This is a genomic window from Arthrobacter sp. TMT4-20 (assembly GCF_054510775.1).
Genome location: NZ_JBTNDW010000009.1, coordinates 126,287 through 150,224 on the forward strand (window position 1 = coordinate 126,287; position 23,938 = coordinate 150,224).

Annotated in this window: 20 protein-coding genes and 2 tRNA genes; 9 read left to right on the top strand and 13 right to left on the bottom strand. The window is 63.0% G+C overall.

The window, feature by feature from the left end; genetic code table 11:
* The first annotated feature begins 371 nt into the window (after positions 1-371).
* Positions 372-944 (top strand): murein hydrolase activator EnvC family protein, encoded by a 573-nt coding sequence (locus ACX80Z_RS10575; RefSeq protein WP_459315851.1) that lies wholly within the window; start codon positions 372-374, stop codon positions 942-944.
* Positions 945-1,062: 118 nt separating this feature from the next.
* Here the strand turns inward: ACX80Z_RS10575 and ACX80Z_RS10580 are convergent, their stop codons facing one another.
* Entirely contained in the window at positions 1,063-2,253 is a 1,191-nt protein-coding gene (locus tag ACX80Z_RS10580) for an acyl-CoA dehydrogenase family protein (protein WP_459315852.1), read from the bottom strand.
* Positions 2,254-2,876: 623 nt separating this feature from the next.
* Between ACX80Z_RS10580 and ACX80Z_RS10585 the strand changes: the two genes are divergently transcribed.
* Positions 2,877-3,287 (top strand): helicase associated domain-containing protein, encoded by a 411-nt coding sequence (locus ACX80Z_RS10585; RefSeq protein ID WP_459315882.1) that lies wholly within the window; start codon positions 2,877-2,879, stop codon positions 3,285-3,287.
* A gap of 151 nt (positions 3,288-3,438) precedes the next feature.
* On the opposite strand, the gene ACX80Z_RS10590 is transcribed toward ACX80Z_RS10585, so the two are convergent.
* Entirely contained in the window at positions 3,439-4,170 is a 732-nt protein-coding gene (locus ACX80Z_RS10590) for a GntR family transcriptional regulator (RefSeq protein WP_459315853.1), read from the bottom strand.
* A 146-nt stretch (positions 4,171-4,316) separates the two neighbouring features.
* Here ACX80Z_RS10590 and ACX80Z_RS10595 point away from each other — a divergent pair, with 146 nt between their 5' ends.
* The 6 genes from ACX80Z_RS10595 to ACX80Z_RS10620 all read left to right on the top strand — a co-directional run bounded on the left by ACX80Z_RS10595 (position 4,317) and on the right by ACX80Z_RS10620 (position 10,256).
* A complete protein-coding gene (locus ACX80Z_RS10595; RefSeq protein WP_459315854.1) occupies positions 4,317-5,636 on the top strand; it encodes an ABC transporter substrate-binding protein in 1,320 nt (439 codons plus the stop codon).
* A 138-nt stretch (positions 5,637-5,774) separates the two neighbouring features.
* Entirely contained in the window at positions 5,775-6,659 is an 885-nt protein-coding gene (locus ACX80Z_RS10600) for a carbohydrate ABC transporter permease (RefSeq protein ID WP_019483517.1), read from the top strand.
* A 30-nt stretch (positions 6,660-6,689) separates the two neighbouring features.
* Positions 6,690-7,529 (top strand): carbohydrate ABC transporter permease, encoded by an 840-nt coding sequence (locus tag ACX80Z_RS10605; protein WP_459315855.1) that lies wholly within the window; start codon positions 6,690-6,692, stop codon positions 7,527-7,529.
* Between the two features lie 223 nt (positions 7,530-7,752).
* Positions 7,753-8,361, top strand: a complete 609-nt coding sequence (locus ACX80Z_RS10610; RefSeq protein ID WP_459315856.1) for a glucosamine-6-phosphate deaminase — start codon at positions 7,753-7,755, stop codon at positions 8,359-8,361.
* The gene (locus ACX80Z_RS10615) at positions 8,358-9,317 is read left to right on the top strand and encodes a glycosyl hydrolase family 32 (protein ID WP_459315857.1); all 960 of its coding nucleotides are present in this window, start codon (positions 8,358-8,360) and stop codon (positions 9,315-9,317) included. Before ACX80Z_RS10610 ends, ACX80Z_RS10615 begins: the two co-directional genes overlap by 4 nt.
* Positions 9,318-9,350: 33 nt before the next feature.
* On the top strand, positions 9,351-10,256 hold the full coding sequence (locus tag ACX80Z_RS10620; protein ID WP_459315858.1) for an endonuclease/exonuclease/phosphatase family protein: 906 nt from the start codon (positions 9,351-9,353) through the stop codon (positions 10,254-10,256).
* 519 nt (positions 10,257-10,775) lie between these two features.
* On the opposite strand, the gene ACX80Z_RS10625 is transcribed toward ACX80Z_RS10620, so the two are convergent.
* The 5 genes from ACX80Z_RS10625 to ACX80Z_RS10645 all read right to left on the bottom strand — a co-directional run bounded on the left by ACX80Z_RS10625 (position 10,776) and on the right by ACX80Z_RS10645 (position 14,677).
* Positions 10,776-10,849 (bottom strand) — tRNA-Ile (locus ACX80Z_RS10625).
* A 108-nt stretch (positions 10,850-10,957) separates the two neighbouring features.
* Complete coding sequence (locus ACX80Z_RS10630; RefSeq protein WP_459315859.1) at positions 10,958-12,154, bottom strand: glycosyltransferase; 1,197 nt, start codon at positions 12,152-12,154, stop codon at positions 10,958-10,960.
* 58 nt (positions 12,155-12,212) lie between these two features.
* Positions 12,213-13,106: a DMT family transporter gene (locus ACX80Z_RS10635; RefSeq protein ID WP_019483523.1), complete on the bottom strand. Its 894-nt coding sequence runs from the start codon at positions 13,104-13,106 to the stop codon at positions 12,213-12,215.
* A 45-nt stretch (positions 13,107-13,151) separates the two neighbouring features.
* On the bottom strand, positions 13,152-13,796 hold the full coding sequence (locus tag ACX80Z_RS10640) for a CDP-alcohol phosphatidyltransferase family protein (RefSeq protein WP_116778543.1): 645 nt from the start codon (positions 13,794-13,796) through the stop codon (positions 13,152-13,154).
* A 74-nt stretch (positions 13,797-13,870) separates the two neighbouring features.
* Positions 13,871-14,677, bottom strand: a complete 807-nt coding sequence (locus ACX80Z_RS10645; protein ID WP_459315860.1) for a phage holin family protein — start codon at positions 14,675-14,677, stop codon at positions 13,871-13,873.
* Between the two features lie 348 nt (positions 14,678-15,025).
* Between ACX80Z_RS10645 and ACX80Z_RS10650 the strand changes: the two genes are divergently transcribed.
* Positions 15,026-16,195 carry a multidrug effflux MFS transporter gene (locus tag ACX80Z_RS10650; protein WP_019483526.1) on the top strand — a complete coding sequence of 390 codons (1,170 nt, stop codon included), beginning with the start codon at positions 15,026-15,028 and terminating at the stop codon, positions 16,193-16,195.
* Positions 16,196-16,230: 35 nt separating this feature from the next.
* On the opposite strand, the gene ACX80Z_RS10655 is transcribed toward ACX80Z_RS10650, so the two are convergent.
* From ACX80Z_RS10655 to ACX80Z_RS10680, 6 genes are all read right to left on the bottom strand, one after another.
* A complete protein-coding gene (locus ACX80Z_RS10655; protein WP_019483527.1) occupies positions 16,231-17,700 on the bottom strand; it encodes an SDR family oxidoreductase in 1,470 nt (489 codons plus the stop codon).
* Between the two features lie 87 nt (positions 17,701-17,787).
* A tRNA-Asn gene (locus tag ACX80Z_RS10660) sits at positions 17,788-17,863 on the bottom strand.
* A 79-nt stretch (positions 17,864-17,942) separates the two neighbouring features.
* Positions 17,943-19,889 (bottom strand): DNA primase, encoded by a 1,947-nt coding sequence (gene dnaG, locus ACX80Z_RS10665; protein ID WP_459315861.1) that lies wholly within the window; start codon positions 19,887-19,889, stop codon positions 17,943-17,945.
* A 75-nt stretch (positions 19,890-19,964) separates the two neighbouring features.
* Positions 19,965-21,266 (bottom strand): deoxyguanosinetriphosphate triphosphohydrolase, encoded by a 1,302-nt coding sequence (locus ACX80Z_RS10670; protein ID WP_459315862.1) that lies wholly within the window; start codon positions 21,264-21,266, stop codon positions 19,965-19,967.
* Positions 21,250-22,431, bottom strand: coding sequence for a tRNA dihydrouridine synthase DusB (gene dusB / locus ACX80Z_RS10675; RefSeq protein ID WP_116778548.1), 1,182 nt, complete (start codon positions 22,429-22,431; stop codon positions 21,250-21,252). The genes ACX80Z_RS10670 and dusB overlap by 17 nt, the downstream gene beginning before the upstream one ends.
* Before the next feature lie 50 nt (positions 22,432-22,481).
* Positions 22,482-23,864: a YibE/F family protein gene (locus ACX80Z_RS10680; protein ID WP_459315863.1), complete on the bottom strand. Its 1,383-nt coding sequence runs from the start codon at positions 23,862-23,864 to the stop codon at positions 22,482-22,484.
* Between the last annotated feature and the right edge of the window lie 74 nt (positions 23,865-23,938).

Consider the following 23,938-nt stretch of genomic DNA (forward strand, 5'->3'; position numbering starts at 1 on the left):
GGCGCAGGGCGCCTGTTCTGCCTGTTGACGGTTGCTAGTGTTCCGTTCGGGTTGAACGTCACTCCTGGTACCGGTTGGTTTTCACCCATGGAGTCCATCACCGGAAACGTATCCGGACCGTTGGACCCATGCCCTTCGCTATCCGTGAGATAGCTGGGGTCGAGGTACGCGTAGTCAGATGCGACGAGCCGATGTGTGCCAGAAATGTTCTCCGGGCACGCGGCATCGCAGCAAACTGCTGTGTTGAGTCTACTACATGGCAGGAGTCGACCGGGACGGGGATTCGGGGCTCTGGCAGTCAGAAGAGTGCGGTTACCCACATAGGTGCAGACAGCGACCCACGCGGAATGAAACGGCGGAACAGTTGTTGCATGAGCACGAAACTCTTCCGTCGACGAGCAATCATTCTCGCAGTGTTAGTGGTCACGGCGCTGGGTAGCACTGGATCGATGGCGACCGGGTCCACGGCCACCGGGTCCATGGCCACGGCGGCGACGGCGACGGCGACGGCGACCTACGATCCCCCGTGGGGTTGGCCGCTTACCCCTACCCCGGTAGTGCTGAGGCACTTCGATCCACCAGCGCAGCGCTGGCTGCCGGGACACCGCGGCGTCGATCTGGCCGCAGCTGACGGGGCGGTGGTACTCAGTCCGGCGCCGGGCAGGGTGGTCTTCGCCGGATGGGTTGTTGATCGCCCGGTGTTGACCATCGACCATGGCGGCGGGCTGTTGAGTAGCTTTGAGCCGGTCGCCGCCCTCCTCGACCGGGGTGAGGCGGTCGAGGAGGGCCAGACGCTGGGGACGGTCGCTTCGCTAACGGCCGGGTCGCACTGCCCCGCGGGATGTGTTCATTGGGGCGTGCGACTGAGGGGTGAGTACGTCAATCCGCTCAATTATGTGCTGGACCGCAGGCCGTCGGTCCTGCTGCCGCTGCACGGCCCCTGACGTCCCGCCCCAGTCATTACGCGAAAGGCCTCATCCAGCACATCATGCGACGGGCGTCATGCAGCACGCCATGCGACAGGCATCCGGAAGGCTCAGGCGCCCTTGATATTCCAGCAACTTAGACGAACGCGGCGATCCCGGTGATGGCCCGCCCGGTCACGAGGGTGTTGATTTCGTGGGTGCCCTCGTAGGAGTACACCGCTTCGGCGTCGGAGAAGATCTTGGCCATTTCGTAGTCCGTGACGATGCCGTTTCCACCCAGCAGGCTGCGGCCCATTGCGACGGTTTCGCGCATCCGCGCCGTGGTGAAAGCCTTGGCCAGTGCCGACTGCTCGTCCTTGGCCTGCCCTTCGTCCTCGAGCTGGGCCAGCCGGACCATCATGCCCATTGAGCTGACCGTGTTGCCCAGCATTTCGACGAGTTGTTGCTGGACCAGCTGGAAGGAGGCCAGCGGACGGCCAAACTGGTGACGTTCGACGGCATATCGCCGTGCCACGTCAAATGCCGCGAGCTGCTGGCCTACCGCCTGCCACGCAACCGAGAGTCGGGTTACCTTCAGTACCTTGTTGGTGTCTTTGAAACTGTTGGCGCCTTTGAGGTGGAAGTCATCATGGACCACCACGTTGTCGAGGATGATGTCGGCGTTTTCAACGGTGCGCAGCGCGATCTTATTCTCGATCTTGGTGGCGCTATAGCCCTTGAGCGTGGTGTCAACGAGGAAGCCTTTGACCTGGTTATCGGCGAGATCGCGAGCATAGATGACCACCCAGTCGGAGAACGTGGCGTTGCCAATCCACCGTTTGGCGCCGTTGATGATCCAGCTATCGCCTTCCCGGCGGGCCGTGGTGCGGGTGCCGCCTGCGACATCAGATCCGCCCAGGGGTTCAGTCAGCCCGAAAGCGCCGATCTTTTTCATCGAGTAGATATCGGGCAGCCAGGCTTCCTGCTGTTCCGGCGACGCGAGCTCCTCGATTGATCCGGTGAACAGACCGTCGTGAACACCCAGGAAGGTGGCAATTGAGGTATCGGCGCGGGTAATCTCGGCGTGCATTAGCCCGGCGAACAGGTTTGAGTACCCCTGCCGGCGGACTGGGCTCATCACGTCCAGCTCGGCAAGCTTGGGAATGAGGTCTTTCGGGAAGGTTGAATCGTTCCACCACCCGGTGGCGTGCGGTTTCACCTCGGTCCGCAGGAACTGGCGGATCTCCTCGAGCCGGTCCCGCTCTTTTTGGCTCAGGAGCGCCTCGAAAGAGTAGAAGTCGCCGTCGGCATAGGGAAGGTTGTTTACATCGATGACTGGCTTGCTCATGCGGGTGTCCTTTGCGTCGTCCAGCGGTTCTTTCGCTCTATGTTACCCACGAGTAACTTCCTTGCCAATCATCTGGGGCGCGGAACGACGAAGTCCCCGGAACAGAAGCGTTCCGGGGACTTTGAAAGGGGGTAGGGCTGCTGGGGCTTGAACCCAGGACAAAGGGATTAGCAACTCCGGTCTTTCGTTGGTTTCCGGTGCATTCCATCCCTCCGTAAATCCCAGCAATAACGCCAGTCGAGTGATTCCAACTGATCATTATCTTTCGTCCTTGCTCGTTGTTTCCGGTGGGTAAGCGGTGGGCTAAGCGCCACCGGGCGTGCGGCCGACCCGCATGAGCGTGGCGAGCCTATTGAGAAGCGCCAAGATCTTCCCTGGACGATTGACGATCGCAGGATTATCGTCGTGGCGGTTTTGCAGTCCTGGTTACTTTGCAGTCCTGGTTACAAGGTGTGCAGATGTGGAATGAGGACAACATGCGCAGAATCTCGTCAGCGGCCAACGCCAAGGTGTATAGCGGCAGTGTGGCCGAAGATGGTTTCTTGCGTGCTCTCCCAAAGGCAAGAACGGTGCGAGCCGTTCCTGGCAGCAAGGGAAAGAGCACATTCTCGACGGGTCGAACCTTGCCGAACTCGACTGTGGCCGCGCCGTGGTGCTGGCCTCCGGTGGTCTCCAAAGACCCCATCGAACGGCGTCTCACCGTCTGGGTCTCGGGCCAGCGCAAGCAGATCCGTAATGGTTCCATCAGCAATGATCGGCGGGAACTGCTGCAAGCAGCATTCGGAGACTGGGTAGGGCTCCCACGTCCGGCGCCAGAGACCAGCATGTGGGACCGGTGCCTGACCGAAGTGGCGGACGTGTTCGCTGATGAGGGCCACCCGCCTCGATCCAGGAGGGGCGACGACCGGCACGAGAACACCCTGGCAACCTGGCTGGTCACCCAGCGCGGCCTCCACCGCCGCGGCACCCTGGATCCGACTCGGCAGGCACGCCTGGATGAGCAACTCCCCGGATGGGTTGCTGGCTGGCGGTAGTTGAACCAACGTAAGGTCAGCAACCCATCTCAACGGGCAAAAATGACGAGTCAGACAGCTCGGCATGTCACTCCATAGGGATCGTCTCACCTACCACGGCCCGGCGAGTGGGAGCCGACTGGATGGTTATTCTCAGCTGTCTGGTGCTGCGTCAGTGCCGGGTGCGCGCGAAAAATTGAAATCGGTCACCACGGAATACTGATCGGGTCCATTCGACTGGAACGCCGCTGGCGTTCAGACCGCGCCGTTGAATCAGCAGCAAGGGAGCGCCCATTTCGATAGCGAGAAGGCGAGCTTCGAGCGGACCGGCAATCGTGGTCATGACGGAGTCTTCCGCCTCGGTAATTTCGATACCGTAACGGGTGCTGAGAACGGCATACAGGGACCCCTTTTCCGTGAGGTGTTGTTGCAGATCGGGAAGCGATCCAGGCAGGTACGCTGCCTCGTGGGCCAGCGGTTCGCCATTGATGAAACGTACCCGTTCGATGCGCGTGAGTTTCGTTTCGAGAGGGACACGCAGCTGTGCAGCGAGTTGCTCGTCGGCGAGCACAGGCTCGATCCCGAGGATGTTGGATGCGCTTTTGAGGTGCTGCGCCTCGGCATCTTCGGTGAATGACGTGAGCTGGCGAATGTAGGCGGGATGCGGCGGCGCCACAAATGTCCCCTTGCCTTGGGTGCGGTTGAGTATGCCCTCGGCCACGAGCTCGGAAATGGCCTGCCGGACAGTGGTCCGCGATGTCGCGTACCGGGCGGCAAGGGTGCGCTCTGTCGGCAAGGGCGCTCCTGGGCCGGCCACGAGCGCGAGGCGGCGCAGGTCCTCCTTCACTTGGTAATACTTCGGCGCGGCGTAGTACTTCGGCGCGGCGAAGGCCGGAACGGTCATGGAGCAATAATACCGCCGATAGTACCGCCGATACCCAGCGAAAATTGGTCTAGGCCAATCTATTGACATCGAAATTGGTCTAGTCCAAACTCGGGGAAGGGCCGCTGCTGGCTCGGATGTTTCGGGCGGAAAAAGGAGTATCACTGATGATCACTAACAAAAGGAGCAACCGCAGTGGGGCGGCCGTAGCCACCGGCATTGCGATTGCCATGGCGCTGTCAGGCTGCTCCGGAGGCGGCGAACCTGAAGCGGGCGACGGAACCCTTGAGGTGTGGGCACACTCCGGCCAGGCTTCCGAAGCAGAGGCCCTGCAAACCCTCGTCGATGAGTTCAACTCTTCCAATGAAGAGCTGACCGTCGAACTAACCCTCATTCCCGAGGCTGACTACACGCAGACAATCCAGGCCACGTCAGCAGATGAACTGCCGGACATCATAGAAATGGACGCCCCGACAATGGCGGCGTTTGTCTACGACCGCAAACTTGTTCCCCTTGACGGCGTCGTCTCCCAGGAAACGCTGGACAACAGGATCTCCGGCGTGGCGGAGAGCGGTACCTACAACGACGAGACCTATGCCGTGGGCATGTTCGACGTCGGACTGGGCATGTGGGGCAACCGGACCCTTCTGGAGGAAGCCGACGTCGAAATCCCGACCACCGCTGAAGAAGCCTGGACTGCGGAGGAATTCAGTGGGATTCTCGAGACACTCTCGGCGGCGAACCCCTCCGGCGCGGCACTGGATCTGGGTGAAGCAAACGGTTTCGCCGCTGAGTGGGGAACCTTCACCAGCACCCCGCACATCTGGTCGGCCGGCGGAACGCTCATTAAAGACGGAAAAGCTGAAGGCGTGATCAACAGCCCCGCCAATGTCGATGCCTTGGAAGAGTGGGCTTCCTGGAAGCCGTACACCGACCCGAACACGGACGGCAGCGCACTTCAGTCTGAGCGCGTAGCCCTGAGCGTGACCGGAAACTGGGCCTACCCGGCCCTGAGCGAGGCACTCGGTGAGGATCTGGTGCTAATGCCGCTGCCCGAGTTCGGTCTGGGAACCAAATCCGGCCACGGCTCCTGGCAGTGGGGCGTAACCCCGACGGCAGACCCTGCGGAGGCCGGCCAGTTCATCGACTTCCTGATGACTGACGAAAGCATTCTCACAATGACTGAGGCCAACGCCGCTATCCCCGGCAGCACCACGGCCCTTGAACAGAGCGAACTCTACGGCGAAGGCGGCGAGCTGGAACTCTTCGCCACAGCCCTGGCCAGCGCCTGCGGTTCCGAGAACGTCACCGAGGAATGCATCGCGGTTGCCCGTCCGGTAACCCCCGGCTACCCGACGGTCACCAGCTCCTTCGGCAGTGCCCTCCTCGCCATCTGGGGCGGCGGCGACGTCCAAGAGGAACTCGACTCGGCAGCCAGTGCCATCGATTCCGACTTCTCGAGCAACAACGGCTACCAAGAGGACTAAAAGGCCATCAGGGTGGGGCTGCCATGGCAGCCCCACCCTCATAGCGAGGAGAGCGTTATGGCCCAATCAACCGGCCTTGTAACTCCGGCAGGTACTGCTGTTGAGCGACGCCAGAAGACGAGAAGAACCGGGAGCCGTGTGGCAGGCCCCCTAATGGCCGCCCCGGCGGTTCTGCTGCTGATCCTCTTTCTTGCCATTCCGTTTCTGTCGGCGATCTTCTTCTCCCTGCACAGCGTGCGGCTGGGAGACCCCCGCCCACCGAACTTTGTCGCTATCGACCAGTACGTGCAGATTTTCACCGAACCCACGGTTTCCCGCGAGTTCTTCAGCGCACTGCTGCACAACTTTCTCTTTGCTGCTGTGGTGGTTCCGGTTCAAACCGGACTGGCACTCGCGCTGGCCATGCTGGTAAGCAAGCACATTCCGGGTATCGGTCTCTTCCGGTCCCTCTACTTCCTGCCGGTCGTGTTTCCAATTGCACTCGTTGCCATCATCTGGCGCCTGATCCTCTCCCGCGGCGACCAGGGTCTACTCAACCAGGCACTGAACTTCTTCTCGGTCGGAAACTTCGGCAACCAGGACTGGCTCGGATCCGAATTCACCGCACTGGCCTCCGTGATCGTGCTCTCGATCTGGCAGGGCGCCGGATTCCAGATGGTCATCCTCCTGGCGGGACTGCAGCAGGTGCCGGGCGACCTTTACGAGGCTGCCGAACTGGACCGCGCCAACCCCTGGCAGAAGTTCCTGCACGTGACTCTCCCCGGAATCCGCACCACACTGGTTTTCGTAGCCCTCTATACGACCATCCTTTCCCTGCGGGTCTTCGACCAGATCTATGTCCTGGCCAAAGGTGGCGGCGGTCTCAACGAAGACGCCGCCCGGACGGTCATGTACGAGGCCGTCACCGCCGCCTTCGACGAAAACAACATCGGGCGTGCAAGCGCGATCTCCGTCGTGTTCTTCGTGATCGTGGTCATCCTGTCCCTTATTCAGCGACGCGCTACCCGCGAGCGGGAGGACTAAGCCATGACAACGGTTCGCACATCTCAAAAAATGAGCCGGCGACAGCGGCAAGCACTTCTTCCCCGGTATCTCACCCTGCTCGTCACCGGGGCACTATTCCTCGCCCCAGTTGCCTACATGGTGGCGGCGTCGCTGGCACCGGCCGAGGACACCCTGTCCGGCTTTGAAGTCTTCGATGTCTCCCAGTGGGGACTGCACAACTACGCTGGCGTGGCCAGCAGCCTGTCCTCCGACAGCACAGGGCATCTGTACCAGTTCTTCCTGGTCTCATTCACGGTAACAGTCTCCGTCGTCGGACTGGGCCTGCTGGTGAACTCAATGGCAGCGTACGCGCTGTCCCGCCTGTCCTGGCGCGGCAGGGACCTAACCCTGCTCGGCATTCTGCTCCTGCTGGTGGTTCCCTTCGAAGCCGTTGCGGTGCCCATGTTCTACCTCTACAACGACGCACGGAACACCCTGTGGATCCAGATCGCACCCTTCGTCGGCAACGCGCTCTCCATCTTCCTGTTCTACTCGTTCTTCTCCGGGATACCGAAGAGCATCGACGAGGCCGCACGGATGGACGGTGCCGGACCCTTGCGCATCTTCTTCCGAATCATTGCGCCGATGAGCAAGCCGGCATACGCATCCGTTGCCATCCTGACTTTTCTGGCGCAGTGGGGCATGTTCCTGTGGCCGGTGCTGATGATCTCGGATCCGAGCCTGCGGCCGCTGCCGCTCCAGATCAGCGTGTTCGCCGGCCAGCTTCCGCCTGCCTGGGGCCAGGTCATGGCCTTTGGAGTGCTCCTGGTGATTCCCGTGATAATCGTCTTCCTGCTGTTCCAGCGCTGGTTCATCGAAGGCGTGGCCAGCTCGGCCGTCAAGGGCTGAGCCCTACCCACCCGGCAGATACACACCATCAGAAAGGACTGGCCTTGGACGTCCTGGTTTTGGCTGATCCGTCTGCGATCGGAGCCCATGCCGCTGATCTCGTAGCCCGTCGGATGACGGACAAGCCTGACACGGTCCTCGGGATAGCAACCAGTTCATCGCCGCTGGTACCTACCGGGCACTCTCCCGAAGGCGCACGCTGGGCAAGGTCACGCTCGAGAGGGTGCGCTGCTTCGCTCTGGACGGATACGTGGGCCTACCTGACGGGCACCCGGCGAGCTATTCCGGCGTCGTCGTTGAAGAGGTGACCGGGCCTTTGGGATTGAACCCCGAGAACGTATACACCCCCGACGGGAGCGCCGCGGATCTCCAGCAGGCCTGTCTGGACTACGAGAACGCTCTTACCTCCGCCGGAGGTGTGGATCTCCAGATTCCGGGAATTGGCACGAACGGGCACATCGGCTTCAACGAACCGATGTCTTCCCTGGCCTCCCGCACACAAAATAAGGCTCTGTCTGAACAGACACGCAAGGACAACGCGTGGCTCTTCGGTGAGGGCGAGAGCGTACCCTCGCGCCGCATCGCCCAAGGGCTGGGCACCATCATGGACGCGCGGGAGATAGTTCCCTTAGCACAGGGAAAATCGAAAGCCGAGACACTCGCAGCCGCGGTAGACGGCCCGGTCAGCAGCATGCGCCCGGCATCCCTCCTTCAATTCCATCCCGACGCACCGGTGGTGCTGGATGAAGTTGCCGCCTCACGGATGGCGTTCACGGACTACTACCGGTCCGGCGCCTCAGCAAAGCCGCTCCTCATCGGGAAGGCACCGTGACATTCCGGCTGCCGGATCACTGGGTATGGGACAGCTGGCTCGCTGACGACGGGGAGAACTATCACCTGTTCTTCCTCCGTGCGAGCAGGGCGCTGATCGATCCTGACAGACGCCACCACGGAGCGTCTATCGGGCACGCAGTCTCCGCTGACCTGGAGGAATGGACTCTCCTTCCGGACGCACTCACCGCCGCCGGCGCACCCGCATGGGATGACCTCGCCACGTGGACCGGCTGCACCGTCCGTGGCACGGACGGCACCTGGCATCTGTTCTACACAGGCGTCAGCCGCGCCGAGAATGGGCTACAGCAGAGGATCGGGTCCGCCGTATCCGATGACCTCGTAACCTGGACGCGGTCCGAAATGCCTGCCCTCGAAGCCGACCAGCGCTGGTACGAAAAGCTGGGTGAGGGCACCTGGCCTGATGAAGCGTGGCGGGACCCTTTCGTCTTCTTTGACGAGGACACGCGATTGTGGCAAATGGTGATCACAGCCCGCAACCGAACCGGTAATCCCGACCAGCGCGGCGTCGTCGGGCACGCAGTGAGCCCAAACCTCACGCACTGGGATACGCGCCCGCCACTGTCTTCCCCGGCCGGTTTCGGCGAGATGGAAGTAATTCAGTCACGACAGGTTGACGGCGAGACCGTTCTGATTTTCTCCTGCCTCCCCGACAAGGCGCCGGGCATACCGTTTGAAACTTCAAGCACCGGCACGTGGATTGCGTGTGGGGAGAGCCTGCTCGGACCGTGGGACCTGACGGGAAGCTCCAGCTTCTTTCTGCCGGGACTCTACGCGGTGCAGCTCTACAGGAAGCGCGACGGAGAGTGGGTTGTCTTCGGCTTCCAAAACAGCGTGGACGGCCGTTTCGTTGGGGAGATTGGGAGCCCTGTTCCCCTCACGGAAGTTCTGGCCGGACGAACCCTCTTTCCGTACACCCCGACTACCGACGTATAACCTGCACCACCACCACAAAAGGAGAACAGCACTATGTTCAAACAATTGATGGCAGCCGGCTCGGCAGCCGCACTCATAGTCGGCGGCACCATCCTCGGTGCCGCACCCGCCCTTGCCTCACCCGCAAAGGCCGGCGACAAAACCACCGACGTGACCGTGATGTCTTTCAACATCCACTACGGGGCTGACGGTGACAATAATTTCGACCTCGAACGCGCAGCATCCGTGATCGAAGTTTCGGGTGCGGAAATCATTGGTCTGCAGGAAGTGGACAACCATTGGGGAGCGCGCAGCGAATTCTTGGACGAGGCTTCATGGCTTGCGGAGCGGCTCGACATGCACGTCGTCTACGGAGCTAACCTCGACGAACCACCGCTGCCCGGCGATGTGGGCAACCGCCAGTACGGCACAGCCATCCTCAGCGAATACCCCATCATCTCCTCCACGAACCACCTCCTGACGAACATCGAGTACGAAGAACGACCCACCGAACAACGCGGATTGCTCGAAGCCGTGGTGAACATCCGTGGGGCCCACCTTTCCTTCTACAACACCCACCTGGACTTCCAGCGGGAAGAGCAGCGGACGCTGCAAGTTAAGGAAATAATCGATATCACCGGCAGCAATGATCGGCCGGCGGTCATCGTCGGGGACCTCAACGCGACGCCGGACGCACCGGAGCTGCAGCCCCTATTCTCAGTATTCACTGACAGCTTTGCCGCACTCGGGCAGAACGAGGACTACACCTTCGCTCCGGATCTAGAAGGGCTTCCCGGAAGCGGGTCAGTGGAGAACCCCACCCTGCGCATCGACTACATCCTGACCGCACGCGGGGCCACTGCGACGTCCGCGGAGGTCATCAAGACCACAGCATCGGATCACCTGCCTATCATCGCCGAACTTTCGGTGACGAAGTCGCCCAACGGCTTGGTGAAGTAGCTGCAACAAGACATGAAATCGGGACAGTACAGAGGGCCGGAAGTAGTCCTGGCAGTCGACGTCGGCGGGGCCACAGTCAAGGGCTCGGTCTTCGTTGACGGGGTCGAAAAAACCTCCGAACACGCTGTCCCAACGTTCGAAGAGTCCTCCGGCGCCTTGTCGACGCGGTCCTCGCGGTGCTATCAGCACTTGCGGGGGCCGCTCGTGCGCTGGGCCACGAACCGACCGCCATTGGAGCAGGTAGACCCGGACTCGTGGACACCAGCGCGGGTCTGGCCCACCCTTCGCGGTGGAAATGCTCCTGAGGCGGCAGCTGGGCCGTCTGGAGGCCAACCCCTGGGTCACCCGGAAACACTACGTGCAGAAGACCCATGTACCGGCCTGACAACACCGTTCTGCTCACAGCGTTTGGTCAGCGCCTGGATTGAATTCGGTGGGTTTCCGGTGGATGCCTACCTCAGAGTCACAACGCAAAAAGCCCCTGATCCGCGTTTCCGCAGGCCAGGGGCTTTTCTTCGGTAGGGCTGCTGGGGCTTGAACCCAGGACAAACGGATTATGAGTCCGCTGCTCTAACCAGCTGAGCTACAGCCCCGCGAAGTGATCGCCGAAGCGACTATGTAAGTCTAACGACACCGAAGTATTCTAACGACCCCGCAGCATTTGCCGAACTCGCCCCTGGCGGCACCCGGCCGGTGGCCTGTCAGACCGCCTCGGATTCCAGCAACTCGCCGTAGTACAGGCCCTCAAACGTCGCAAGTGTGGCCGTGAGCGAGTGAACATCGACCATCGAACGGCTAGCCTTGCCCATCCGGTCCTGGTCAGCGGGTGGCAGGCTGAGAATTTGGGTGATCCGATCGGCGAGCTCGGTGCTGTCGTGCGGCGTGAACAAGTAGCCGTTGACCCCGTGGTCCACGAGGTGGGGAAGAGCCATGGCGTTGGCGAGCAGCACGGGGGTGGAAGCGGACATCGCCTCCAGCGTCACCAGCGACTGCAGCTCGGCCGTTCCAGGCTGGCAGAACAGTGCCGCACGGAGATAAGCCTGCCGCAGCTCCTCATCGGTGATCAGTCCGCGGAAGCTGACCCGTCCACCAAGACCTAGCCGGGCGACCTGTGCCTGGAGTGCGGCTTTCACCTCGCCGCCACCCACAATCTCAAGGTGGACTTTTAGCGCTGGAGGAGTCTTGGCGACGGCGTCAATCAGGACATCAACGTGTTTCTCTTCGGCGAGTCGACCGACAAAGAGCACCGTCGGGTGGTCCCGGGGTTCCAGCGTCTCCCCGGGCTGCAATTCGTAGGCGGCTGAGTCGATGCCATTGGAGAGGGGGACCACCTTCCGAAGGAACGCATGCTCGTGCATGGCCTTGGCGGCCAACGGGGTCGGCGTGGTCACCACAGCGGCCTTGCCCATGACCTTGCCCATGTCACGCCAGGAGTTCTTGGCAACAATTTTCTTGAACCACTCCGGGAAGGGCAGGAACGGGTTGAGATTTTCGGGCATGAAGTGGTTGGTGGCAACCACCCGGATTCCGCGCCTCACGGCCTCATAGAGGGTGTACTCCCCCACCATGTAGTGGCACTGAATGTGCACGACGTCAGGCTGCACCCGATCAAAAAGCATGCTGATGTCGCGTTTGATCTCCCAGGGAAGGCAGATTCGCCAGTAGTCATGGGTGGGAACCGCATGGGATTTCAGCCGGTGCACGGGCCATTCGCCGTCGGCTTCGGTGAAGCTCTTGCCATTCTTGGTGCTGGGAGCCAGGACGTGAACCTCATGCCCGCGGGAGTGCATTCCCTTTGCCAGCCGGTAGCCGAACTGCGCTGCCCCATTGATGTTGGGCGGGTAGGTTTCTGCTGCGATCAGAATGGTCAATGGCAATTTCTCGGCCGGGTGGCTCACTGTGGGTTTCCTCTGTGGGTAACTGGCGGATCCGGCGGCTGGACAGAATGGGCCTCAGCTAACGCCGTCGTCGTACTTCCTTCTGGCGTTGCACCACATCTGGGTGATGCCGGGACAACGCGATGACCCCCACAATAGCAACCAACGCGGCCATTCCCATGGCAATTGCGATGACCGATTCCACGTCGGGTTCCAGCTCGCCCAGGATGACAATGCCGATGGCGATGCCAACGATCGGGTCAATCACTGTCAAGCCGGCGATCACGAGGTCCGGCGGACCCGTGGCATAGGCGCTCTGCACGAACCACGAACCAAGGCCGGCAGCGACAGCAATCGCCACCAGGGTGTAGGGCGGCACATTCAGCAGGAACCGCCCATTGGAGTCCAAAAGGTGGGTAGCGATAATTTTGGTGAGTACCGCGACGAAACCAAACAACACCCCCGCCCCCAGAATGTAGGCGAAGGCGCCCAGCCGGCGACGGAACATGACCGCGAGGGAACCGAACACTGAAACCGCGACTGCCAACAGGAGCACCGTGACGAGTTCCTGCTCCGGCAACACCTCATGGTCTTTGCGGGTCACGTTGACGGCGAGCAGGACGAACAGCGCGCTTCCGCTCACGCAGGCAGCAATGGCGACGACGGTGGCCCGGTTGATCCGGATGCCCTGATCCTTCGAATTGACGACCGTGGTGATCACCAGCGCGATGGCACCGATCGGTTGCACCACTGTGAGGCTTGCCAGGCTGAGGGCGACCACGTTCAGTGCCATCCCGATACCCAGGAGGATCAGGCCAAGTACCCAGCGCGGGTTGCGGAGGAGCCGTACGAACCCCTTGGAGTTCAGGGACAGGCCGCCGGTATTGGACCTGACGGCGCTGCCTTGGCGTTGCGCGCCAACGGCGAGGAAGCAGGCACCGATGAGAGCCAGGAGAATGGCTAACCAGACCATGCGCCGCCCTTCGGGCACCGGGGGCGGTGATGGGAAAGGGGACGGCTAGGGAGCATCAACGGCCCCGGGCTGGGCCGATCCGTTGGGCCTGCCGTCCGAGCGGTACTTCCGGTGCGCAGCAGTGAAGTACCCGTAGAACGCAAGAAGGTGGCCGATACAGCCCAACAGCAGCAGGACGTGCGCGGTGACGAACAGCCACGGCTGATCAAAGCCCGGCACGCGGTGCAGCAGGAGCATCGGCGAGCCGATCAGCAACAGGGCGGTGCGGATCTTCCCAATATTGGTGACCGGTAGGTGCAGCGGACCGCGGAAGAGGATGAGCGCGTTGACGATGAGGATGGCGTCCGGAATGACGATGGCCCACACCAGCCATGCGGGGGCAATACCATCCACCACAAAGACCACCGCAATGACGATCAGAGCCGTCCGGTCCGCGATCGGATCCAGCCATTTGCCGACAACCGACACCTGGTTGAACCGGCGAGCGATATACCCGTCGATCCAGTCGGTGGAGCCAAGGACCACGAGGGTGATGACGGCCAGAGCGTCCTCGTTTTGCACAATGAGGAACACGAACAACGGAACCCCAAGGAACCGAATGACCGTGATGATATTGGGCAGCGTCCAGAAGGTCGCCAGAACGTCGTTTTCGCGTCCTGGTCTGGCACCGGCCCCAATGAGTCTGATCACTATTCCCTCCCCCCACCATTATGCAGGGAGAGCGGGCCCGCCCGGACCTGTGCCCCGGATCGGGCGAGGGTCTGCTAGCGGGAAACCAGTTTCCGCACCATGACGATAATGGCGGTCACCGAGCCTGCGACCACGGAGAGGGGCTTCCACCGATCGGCCAGGGTGACGTTGTGTGGGTGCTCGCGGGGTGCGGCCGGCGTGCGCGGGGGCACCACGGACCTGGCTTGCTCGGCGAGCCGGTTGGCGCCGGTCTTCGCCGATGTTTTGGCCTCGTTCCAGCGTGATTTGAAGTCGAGTTCGCGGCCCAGATCGTCGCGGAGGTCGGCAAGGTGGTCGCGTCGGGTACCTGAGCGGCGGCGCAATTCGCCGTACGACGGCGTCGGCTCCTTGGGCTTGGCGTCGTCGGCCTCGTCCTTGGGCTTTTCTTCCTTGGGCTTCTTGACATCAAGGGTTGCCGGATCGAAGCTGCGACCCTCGCGAAGGACACCGATGTCGTAGCGGATGCCGCGGATGGCTTCCTCCGGCAGCAGGGGCAGCGCCTTCTTGAACCGGGACACACCGATCAGCGCGGTGATAGCGATGATGATGAGGAATACACCGGCAACCAGCAACGCCGCCAGCCAGCCATCCATGATGGTGGCCAGTCCGAGGATCGCTGCGGCGATTAGCGCGACGGCGAGGAAGGCCAGGAAGACGACCGCCACCACGAGGAACGCTGCTGCGATCCCCGCCTTGATGCCTTTCTGCTTCATCTGCTCCAGCGCCATGGTGACTTCGTCACCGAACTGGCGCGGTGTGAGCCTTCCCAATAGCTTGATCAGTCCGAAGACTGACGGCTTGCTCGAAGTCCCTGTGCCACGTGTGCTAGCGGAACTATCCATAGCTCTGCCTCCATCCCTCGTCTAACAGGTCGCGTGAGCGTACCTGCAAGCTGCGTAAACCTTTTCCTAAAATTACCATTGAGTGGCTAAAGCCGAATCTGTGTAAGCCTACTTCAATAGCAAGCAGACTTAGTGCCTTCCGTTTGCCAAGGCAACCTAAGATGGAACTGACGACAGCGTGGTGCGTTGTCCCTCCCCCTTTTCAGACGAGAATCAGCGCGCCCTCGCACAAACATCTATTCGAGGCCCACGGGCCACCCGTGACGCAAGGGTAAACCCTTGGTCGGATAGGCACCAGTGAGCACAGTAATCCACCCCGGCGCTTCACTTTCCCGACGACAAAAGCTGATGTACGTAGTGATCCTCGGGTCCCTGACCGCGCTGGGCCCCTTCACCATCGACCTTTATCTTCCGGCGTTCCCGTCGTTGCAGAGCGACCTCGGCGTCACCGAAGCTGCGGTCCAGTTGACGCTCACCGGCACCATCGTTGGATTCGCCGTCGGCCAGTTGATCGTCGGCCCGCTCAGCGACAAGGTGGGACGCCGGCTTCCCCTGATTCTCGCCACCAGCGTCCACATCCTGGCCTCGCTTGGAGCGGCCATGGCTACCGACATCACCACGTTGATGGTGTTTCGTGTCCTGCAGGGCGTGGGTGCTGCTGGCGGTGGCGTGGTGGCAATGGCGATGCTCAGGGACCTGTTCAGCGGGTATCCGTTGGTCAGGATGCTCTCCTACATGGCATTGGTCAATGGGCTCGCTCCCATTTTCGCGCCGGTTATCGGATCGCAACTGCTGCTCGTCATGCCGTGGCCGGGCATCTTCTGGTTCCTGGCCGGCTACGGGCTGCTGGTCATCCTTGCGGTGTCGGTGTTCCTGGTTGAAACCCTCCCCGCGGATCGGCGCGGCAGCTCAGGGGCCACCGCCCTGCAACGCTACCGGGCGGTTCTTACCGACCGGATTTTCATCGGCGTTCTGCTGGTGGGCGGGATGAACTTCTCCGGCCTGTTTTCCTACCTTTCGGCGTCTCCCTTCCTCTTCCAGGGCACCTACAACTTCAGCGAGCAGCAGTATGGGCTGCTGTTTGCGGTGAATTCGCTGGGCATTGTGGCGGGGGTGCAGATCAGTGCACGGGTGATCCGCCGGATCGGCCCCCAGTGGGTGATGGTTTATTCCACCGCGTCGATGCTGCTGATGTCCCTGCTCATCATCCTGTTCGCACAGCTGGGGCTCGGATTGTGGGGGATCATGGTGCCGCTCTGGTTCTACATCATGTCGGCCGGGTTCACGTTCCCCTGTGTCCAGGTGCTGGCGTTGGCCAACCACGGCGCCCAGGCTGGCACTGCGGCGTCGCTGCTGGGCGCTGTCACCTTCGGTCTGGCCGGGGCAATTTCACCGGTCGTCGGACTTCTCGGGGTTTCCGCTACCAGTATGGGCGGCGTGATGGCTGTCTGCATCGGCGCCGGAGTGGTGTTCCTGTGGACTGTCGTCAGGCCGCGGACCGTCCCGCCCCTGGGCTAGACAGGGGCGGGCCGGGATAAGAGTTCCGGTCGGGTTTAGCTGCGCTCAGCCTTGCTGGAAATGTTGCGGGCCATCGACTTGAAGATGGTCCCGTGGAAGGGCAGCACGCCTAACCAGTACAACCGACCGGGGAGCCCCTTCGGGAAGAACACCGCACGCTGGGTGTACTCGCTGCCGGTGCCGTCGGGGCGCACAGACAATTCCAGCCAGGCGCGGCCGGGTAGTTTCATTTCGGCGCGCAAGCGCAGGCGCTCGCCGCGGACGATTTCCTCGACCCGCCAGAAGTCCAGTGCGTCGCCGGTGAGCAGCTGGTCGGTGTGGCGGCGGCCCCGGCGGAGTCCCACGCCGCCCACCAGCTTGTCCATCCACCCTCGCGCGGCCCACGCGACGGGAAGCGAATACCAGCCGTTGTCCCCGCCGATTCCCTCAATGACCTTCCAGAGCCGCTCCGGGGAGGCTTTGGACTTGTAGACCTGCACATCGGTGAAGACGGTGTGCCCAGCCCATTCCGGGTCGGTGGGCAGCGGATCGGCCGCACTGTCGACCCGGGAGGCTCCCGCCCAGCTGGTCTCCACCTCTCCGCCCCGTTCCTTGCCCAGCGCCAGATCGACGGCCGTGCGGTAGTCAGTCAAACCGCCGTCGGGCACCGGAATGTAGTTGTCGATGTCGTGTTCCGCGGTGATCGCATCATGCTGGAGCGACTCGATGAGTGGCATCGCCATCACGCGCGGAATGGGAGTGACCAAATTAACCCAGTGGCCAGCCAACCGGGGGGTCAGCACCGGCAGCGCCAGAATCTTGCGCCGCCGCAGACCTGCCTCGACTGCATACTGGTTCATCATCTCGGCGTAGGAGAGGACGTTCCGGGACCCGATGTCGAAGGTCCGGTTCAGATCAGGGGGCAGCGTCAGCGCACCGATCAGGTAGTGAAGGACGTCGCGAACGGCGATGGGCTCAATCCGGTTCAGCACCCACTTGGGGGCGGGCATCACCGGCAGGACATCGGAGAGGTGCCTGATCATTTCGAACGACGCCGAGCCGGATCCGATCACCACACCTGCCTGGTACGCGATGGTTGGCGTTCCGGATTCCAGGAGGATGCGGCCCACCTCCTCACGGGAGCGCATGTGGGTGGATAGTTCGACATCCGCCGGGTGCAGTCCACCCAGATAGACCATCCGCACGACGCCGGCCGCGGTCGCCGCGCTCGAGACCATCGAGGCGATCTTCGACTCCTTGGTCTCGAAGCCCTTGCCCATTCCCATCGAGTGCACCAGGTAGTACAGGGTGTCGACTCCAGCGCAGGCTTCCCTGAGTGACCCCTCATCTTCGAGGTCGCCCTCCACTACCTCCACCGAGGAACTCCAGGGGACGTCCTTGAGTTTCTGTGGTGACCGGACCAGCACACGGACCGTGTGTCCTTCGGCGACGAGACGGGACACCAGACGGCCGCCGATGTAGCCGGTAGCGCCGGTGACTAAGATCAGTTTGCTGTCTTGTTCCATTGCTTCAGAATACGCTTAGCGCGACGTTGTGCGTGACAAAAAGAAAACCCCTTCCCGCCAGCACGAAGCTGGTGGGAAGGGGTTTGGTGGCTCCTCCGACTGGACTTGAACCAGTAACCCTTCGATTAACAGTCGAATGCTCTGCCAATTGAGCTACGGAGGAAAGCAGCAGATACAACTTTACATACCAAGTGCGGGTAAGTGAAATTGGCTTGTTTCACCCAGCGGATCCCGGTGGAACCTCAGTCGGAGCGAAGCTGGCGACGGCGCATTTCCAGTTCCAGCAGGTCCCGCTGCAGCTGGACGTACTGTTCGGGGTCGGCGGCGGCGTCGACCCGTTGCAGCTTTCCCTGCATCTCGGCCTTGAGCCGGGTAATGCGCAGCTCGTAGAGCCGGTTCACGATATCCCTGCTGTAGAGGGCGAGGGCATCCTCGGCCTTCGACGGCAGCGGCGTGACGGCCAGCTCCGTGACCAGGCCGCGCAGCACCTCAGGGACCTCCTGCCGGACCCGTTCCACCCACTGCGCAGGCTCCACCCCAGCGGCACCCGCGGCCTGCACAGCGTCCTTCAGTGCCGCGTAGACGGGCACTGAGAACCCCGACTCGGCGAACCGCTCCCAGTGCGTCGGCTCGAGAAGGTTCGGGTACTGCAGGACCACCTCGAGGACCTCGCGTTCCATCCTGCCAATCGGGTCCTTCGGATCCGGCCGAGGGAACTGCTCGACGTCGCCACCTGACTCTGCGCCAGCCGACCCATCGGCTGCACCCTGAGCCGACGACGACGCAGCGTGCTCCCGCGATCCGCTCCCGGATCCGCTGCCGGTACCGCCCGCTACCCCGGTACCCTTCCTGGCTGCGGTCGCCACCGCCCGGGCCACCTGGTCCTCTCCCACGAACTGCATTCCCAGCCAGCGGGACAGCTCCCGGGTGTAAATGGACCGCAGCGACACATCCCGGATCCTGGCGACGATCGGCGCCGCGTGCCGCAGCGCGTTGACTTGGCCTTCGCCCGTGGACAGATCGTAGTTGCCGAAGGAGGCCTTGATGGCGAATTCGAAGAGTGGCCTGCGGGAGGAGATCAGGCCGCGGACGGCGTCGTCGCCCTTGGTCTGGCGGAGCTCGCATGGATCGGCGCCGCTGGCCTCCACCGCCACATAGGTCTGCGCGACGAACCGCTGATCCTCCTCAAAGGCGCGGAGGGCCGCCTTCTGGCCGGCCGCGTCACCGTCGAAGGTGAAGACCACCTCGCCACCGGATCCATCGTCGGAGAGAAGCCGGCGGGCAATCTTGATGTGATCGGCGCCGAAGGCGGTGCCGCAGGTGGCGACTGCGGTGCCGACCCCGGCGAGGTGGCACGCCATCACATCGGTGTACCCCTCGACGACCACGAGCTGACGCGATTTGGCGATCTCCCGTTTGGCGAGGTCGATGCCGTAGAGCACCTGGGATTTGCGGTAGAGCGAGGTCTCGGGGGTGTTGAGGTATTTGGGCCCCTGGTCCTCCTCGTACAGTTTCCGGGCGCCGAACCCGACGGTGTCTCCGGTGATGTCGCGGATGGGCCAGATCAGCCGGCCGCGGAACCGGTCATAGATCCGTTGGGCGTTGTTGGCGGAGACGCTGAACATGCCGGTGAGCTTGAGCTCGTCCTGGGTGAAGCCTTTGCCGGTGAGATGGGTCAGGAGGCCGTCCCAGCCCTGCGGCGCGTAGCCCACCCCGAATTGTTCAGCGGCGGCCCGGTCGAACCCGCGTTCCTGCAGGAACCGCCGTCCTGCGGCCGCGCCCTGGGTGAGGAGTTGTTCGCGGTAGAACTCGGCGGCGATCTTGTGGGCGTCGAGCATGCGCTGGCGCCTGCCAATGTCCTCGCGGCGGGGCCCGGTTCCACCGTCCTCATAGCGAAGTTCGAAACCAATCCGCGAGGCTAGCTTTTCGACGGTCTCGGAGAACGAGGTGTGGTCCATCTTCTGGACGAAGGAGATGACATCCCCGCCCTCACCACAGCCGAAGCAGTGGTAGGAGCCCATCTGGGGGCGGACGTGGAACGACGGCGACCGCTCGTCGTGGAACGGGCAGAGGCCTTTGTAGGATCCAACACCAGCAGACTTGAGCGTGACGTAGCCGTCGACGATCTCCTTGATGTCAGTGCGTTGGCGTACCTCATCGATGTCTTCGCGTTTGATGAGTCCGGCCATGAAAACAGTCTATGCGTCACCGGTGCTGTGAGGTTCCGCGGGGCTCAGCTGTGCAGGAGGAGTCAACCCTCACGTCTACCAGAGGGACGGGACCGGTCCGACGACCCGTCGGTGGAGGGACAGCGCCGACGCATCGGTGAGTGAGGCCACCTGGTCGATCACCACCCGAAGCCGCGCGTCGTCGTCGGGCGCGTCCTGCCAGTCGGCGGCAAAGGTGGGTTCGAGGAACCTGTTCCCCGCCGCAGCCATCTGCGCCACCAGGGAACTGAGCACCTCGCGCTGCCGTTCGTAGACGGGTTGGCGCCGTTCAGAGGTCATGACGAAAGTGGTGGCGAGGCCCTTCATGACCGCGATTTCGAGTTCAGTCTCCTCGGGTACCACCATTTTCGCGTGGTACCGGGTGAGGGGGGCGTGGCCGTAGATGGCCCGCGTGGCGGCCAGCGCGCTGAGGCAGAACCGGCCGATGAGCTGGCTGGTCATATTTTTCAGCGCCGCCATCGAGCGTCTGCTGCCGTCCGCGTCACGGACCCACACATCGGTGGCTTCAAGCCGGGTCAGGGCGGCGTCGATGGCAGCCGGGTCACTGTGCGGGAGGTACCACTGCTGGGTGTAGCCGACCACCCGGGCGCGCGTGTCCGAGCTGTCGAGCTGTTTGAGCTGGAAATGTCCGGCAACGATCGCGTCTTCGACGTCGTGCACTGAGTAGGAAATATCGTCGGCAAGGTCCATGACCTGCGCTTCCAGGCAGGACTGGCCGGCGGGCGCACCGTCGCGAAGCCAGGTGAAGACCGGCAAATCGTCCTCGTATGCGCCGAACTTTGAGGTGCGCTGCCCCTGGAGTACCGGCGCGTTGGCAGCGGTCCACGGATACTTCGACGCCGCGTCGAGGCTGGCGCGGGTGAGGTTAAGGCCAGCTGGGGTGCCGTCCGCCCGGATGACCTTCGGTTCCAGCCGGGTCAGCAGCCGCAGGGTCTGGGCGTTACCTTCGAATCCGCCGACCGAGTGGGCGAGGTCGTTCAGCGTCGATTCGCCGTTGTGGCCGAACGGCGGGTGGCCGAGGTCGTGGGCCAGGCAGGCGGCGTCGACGATGTCCGGGTCGCAGCCGAGCGCCCGGCCCAGCTCGCGGCCCACCTGCGCCACTTCGAGGCTGTGGGTGAGGCGGGTGCGCACGAAGTCGTCGGTGTCCGGGGCGACCACCTGGGTTTTGGCGCCGAGACGCCGCAACGCCGAGGAATGCAGGACCCGGGCACGGTCACGCTCGAAATGGGACCGGTGGGTGCTCTTGGCGGGCTCGTCCACCCACCGCTGCATGTCGGCGTCGGTGTACCCGGCCGTGACTGGCGCATGCGGGAAACTCGGTTCAGCCACCTGAAACATCCACTTCCGCGGCGGAAATGTCCGCCTGCTGTGCATCGTTGAGGGCGCGGGAATTCAGCCAGTCCTGGGGTAGGGAGGTCTTCTTGGGGCTGCCGGCACGCCCGCGCGGACCCTCGGCGTCGGCGCCCGGGTACGGTGACTCGGCGTCGAGCTCGGCCAGCAGCCCACGCAGCACCTCAAGGGTGGGAACGGCGGCCAGTTTGGCGCGCAGTTCTCCGCCGACCACGTAGCCCTTGAAGTACCAGGCCATGTGCTTGCGGATGTCCCGCAGCGCCATCATCTCGTTGCCGAAGGTGTCGACCAGGAGCTCGGCGTGGCGGTAGACGGTGTCGGCCACCTGGCCGAGGCCGGGCTGGTGCCGGGTGCTGTCTCCCTCGAAGGCGTTCATCAGGTCGCCGAACAGCCAGGGCCTGCCCTGGCAACCACGCCCGATGACGACGCCGTCGACGCCGGTCTGGCGGACCATGCGGATGGCGTCCTCGGCCGACCAGATGTCGCCGTTGCCCAGCACCGGAATGTCCGGCAGGGCTTCGCGGAGCTCGGCGATGGCATCCCAATCGGCTTTGCCGGAGTAGAACTGGGACGCGGTGCGCCCGTGCAGGGCAACCGCGGCGACTCCGCTGTCGCGGGCAATTTTGCCTGCTTCGCGGAAGGTCAGATGATCCTCGTCGATCCCCTTGCGCATCTTGATGGTGAGAGGGATCTCACCCTTCGACGCTTCACGGACCGCGGTCTGCACGATGCCGGTAAACAGGTCAAGCTTCCACGGCAGTGCGGCGCCGCCACCCTTCCGGGTGACCTTGGGTACCGGGCAGCCGAAGTTGAGGTCGATGTGATCGGCGCGATCCTCCTCGACGAGGATCCTGATGGCGGCGCCCACCGTGACCGGGTCGACGCCGTAGAGCTGGACCGAGCGGACCGCTTCGTCGTCGTCGTGCGAAATGATCCGCAGGGACTCGGGGTTGCGCTCCACCAGGGCACGGGACGTCACCATCTCGGAGACATACAAGCCGCCGCCGTATTCGCGGCACAGGCGGCGGAACGCGGTATTGGTGATACCGGCCATCGGCGCGAGGACCACCGGGGTCTTCACGGTAATGTTGCCGAGCTGCAGCGGGGGCAGGTCCAGTCGGGTGTCGGCGGGCAGGGTTGATACAACAGTCACGTGTCTATTGTCGCAAGCTGAGGCAAATCGGGAAGCGCAACAGCCCCTCGCTATTCACCCCCGCGTGCATCACGGTCCCGCCGCGACCGTCGGGTCTCGACGTCGCCGCCCTCCGGAGCGACACTCACGAGGTCACCGCCGGGCAGGCTGGCTGCGCTTCCGGCGGACGCCCCGCCCGATACCTGACCGGCGCCGGCGGCCACGGTGTGCTGACGGATACCCACCGCCTTGACCACCACCACCGCGATCAGGGTAGTGGCGGGGATGGCCAGCACCAGGCCGATCGAGCCCACGAGGGTGCGCACCACCTCCTCGGCGAGCTCTCCGCTGGTGAGGTTTTCCAGCAACGTGCGGTCATACAGCGAGACCAGGATCAGCAGCGGCAGTGCGGCACCAGCATAGGCGAAGGCGATGGTGTAGACCGTGGAGGCGATGTGGTCGCGCCCAATCCGCATGGCTCCGGAAAACAGCCTCCGGGACGATGTGTTGGGGGCCAGTTCGTACAGTTCCCACACCGCTGACGACTGCGTGATGGTCACATCGTTGAGAACGCCCAGCCCGGAAATGATCAGGCCGCACATAATGATTCCGGAGATCGACACCTCCCCCGAGGAGTTGACCAGGGCGTAGGCATTTTCGTCGCCCACCCCGAAGAGGTAGATGGATTCGGTCGCCCAGGCCGCCAGCAGGGCAGTGATAGAAAGCCCGAACAGGGTGCCAAGCAGCGCCGTCGACGTTCTCGCGGAGAAGCCGTGGGCGAAGTACAGCACCCCGATCATGATCACCACCGACCCCACCAGCGCCAGCAGCAGCGGCGGCTTCCCCTCCACCAGACCCGGCAGGATGAACTGTCCCAACACCACCAGGGCACCGACCAGGCCGATCATTGCCCGCAGCCCCCGCCACCGCGCAACCGCAACGACAACCACGGCGTAGAGGACGGCGAGCCACATCATCGGCACCGTCCTGACGAAGTCCATGAAAATGTAGGGGGCGCTGCCTCCCTGGATCACTCCGTCCAGGTTCAGGTATCGGATTTTGTCCCCGGCCTCGACCGCGCCAGCGCGGGCCAGCTCGGGCGTGACCTCCACCGGAACGAGGGCGCCACCGGCGTCGGGCGCCGTGTAGGCGACCTGGCACTGCAGCGCCTCCCCGCCCGCATCGACGGTGGGCTGGGACGAGGGGCAGTCTTCTTCCGAGACCCGTTCCACCTGTCCGACGTCGATGGAAACGCCGTCGGCGGTGGCATAGGGATTGGAGATGGTGACGCTGCTGCGGTCGCCGCTGGGCCACAGCAACATCATGCCGATCACTGTCAGGACACCGATCGGAACCAGGATGGTGGCGAGCAACAGATTTGCGCGTTTCCGTGCGCCAATCGTTGCTGGGCTTGGCTCCGAATTGCCTGTGTCATGAGTGTGGCTGTGGCCCACGAGGTTCCTAGCTGTCCTTGATGAGGTTCAACGCACTGGTTCGGTGCTCTACGGAATTCTACGCGGGGACAAAA

Coding starts and splice junctions, on each gene's coding strand:
- ACX80Z_RS10605 (WP_459315855.1), top strand. CDS start 6,690: ATGAGCCGGCGACAGCGGCAAGCACTTCTTCCCCGGTATCTCACCCTG.
- ACX80Z_RS10650 (WP_019483526.1), top strand. CDS start 15,026: ATGTACGTAGTGATCCTCGGGTCCCTGACCGCGCTGGGCCCCTTCACC.
- dnaG (WP_459315861.1), bottom strand. CDS start 19,889: ATGGCCGGACTCATCAAACGCGAAGACATCGATGAGGTACGCCAACGC.
- ACX80Z_RS10620 (WP_459315858.1), top strand. CDS start 9,351: ATGTTCAAACAATTGATGGCAGCCGGCTCGGCAGCCGCACTCATAGTC.
- ACX80Z_RS10595 (WP_459315854.1), top strand. CDS start 4,317: ATGATCACTAACAAAAGGAGCAACCGCAGTGGGGCGGCCGTAGCCACC.
- ACX80Z_RS10590 (WP_459315853.1), bottom strand. CDS start 4,170: ATGACCGTTCCGGCCTTCGCCGCGCCGAAGTACTACGCCGCGCCGAAG.
- ACX80Z_RS10575 (WP_459315851.1), top strand. CDS start 372: ATGAGCACGAAACTCTTCCGTCGACGAGCAATCATTCTCGCAGTGTTA.
- ACX80Z_RS10580 (WP_459315852.1), bottom strand. CDS start 2,253: ATGAGCAAGCCAGTCATCGATGTAAACAACCTTCCCTATGCCGACGGC.
- ACX80Z_RS10645 (WP_459315860.1), bottom strand. CDS start 14,677: ATGGATAGTTCCGCTAGCACACGTGGCACAGGGACTTCGAGCAAGCCG.
- ACX80Z_RS10670 (WP_459315862.1), bottom strand. CDS start 21,266: ATGTTTCAGGTGGCTGAACCGAGTTTCCCGCATGCGCCAGTCACGGCC.
- ACX80Z_RS10655 (WP_019483527.1), bottom strand. CDS start 17,700: ATGGAACAAGACAGCAAACTGATCTTAGTCACCGGCGCTACCGGCTAC.
- ACX80Z_RS10635 (WP_019483523.1), bottom strand. CDS start 13,106: ATGGTCTGGTTAGCCATTCTCCTGGCTCTCATCGGTGCCTGCTTCCTC.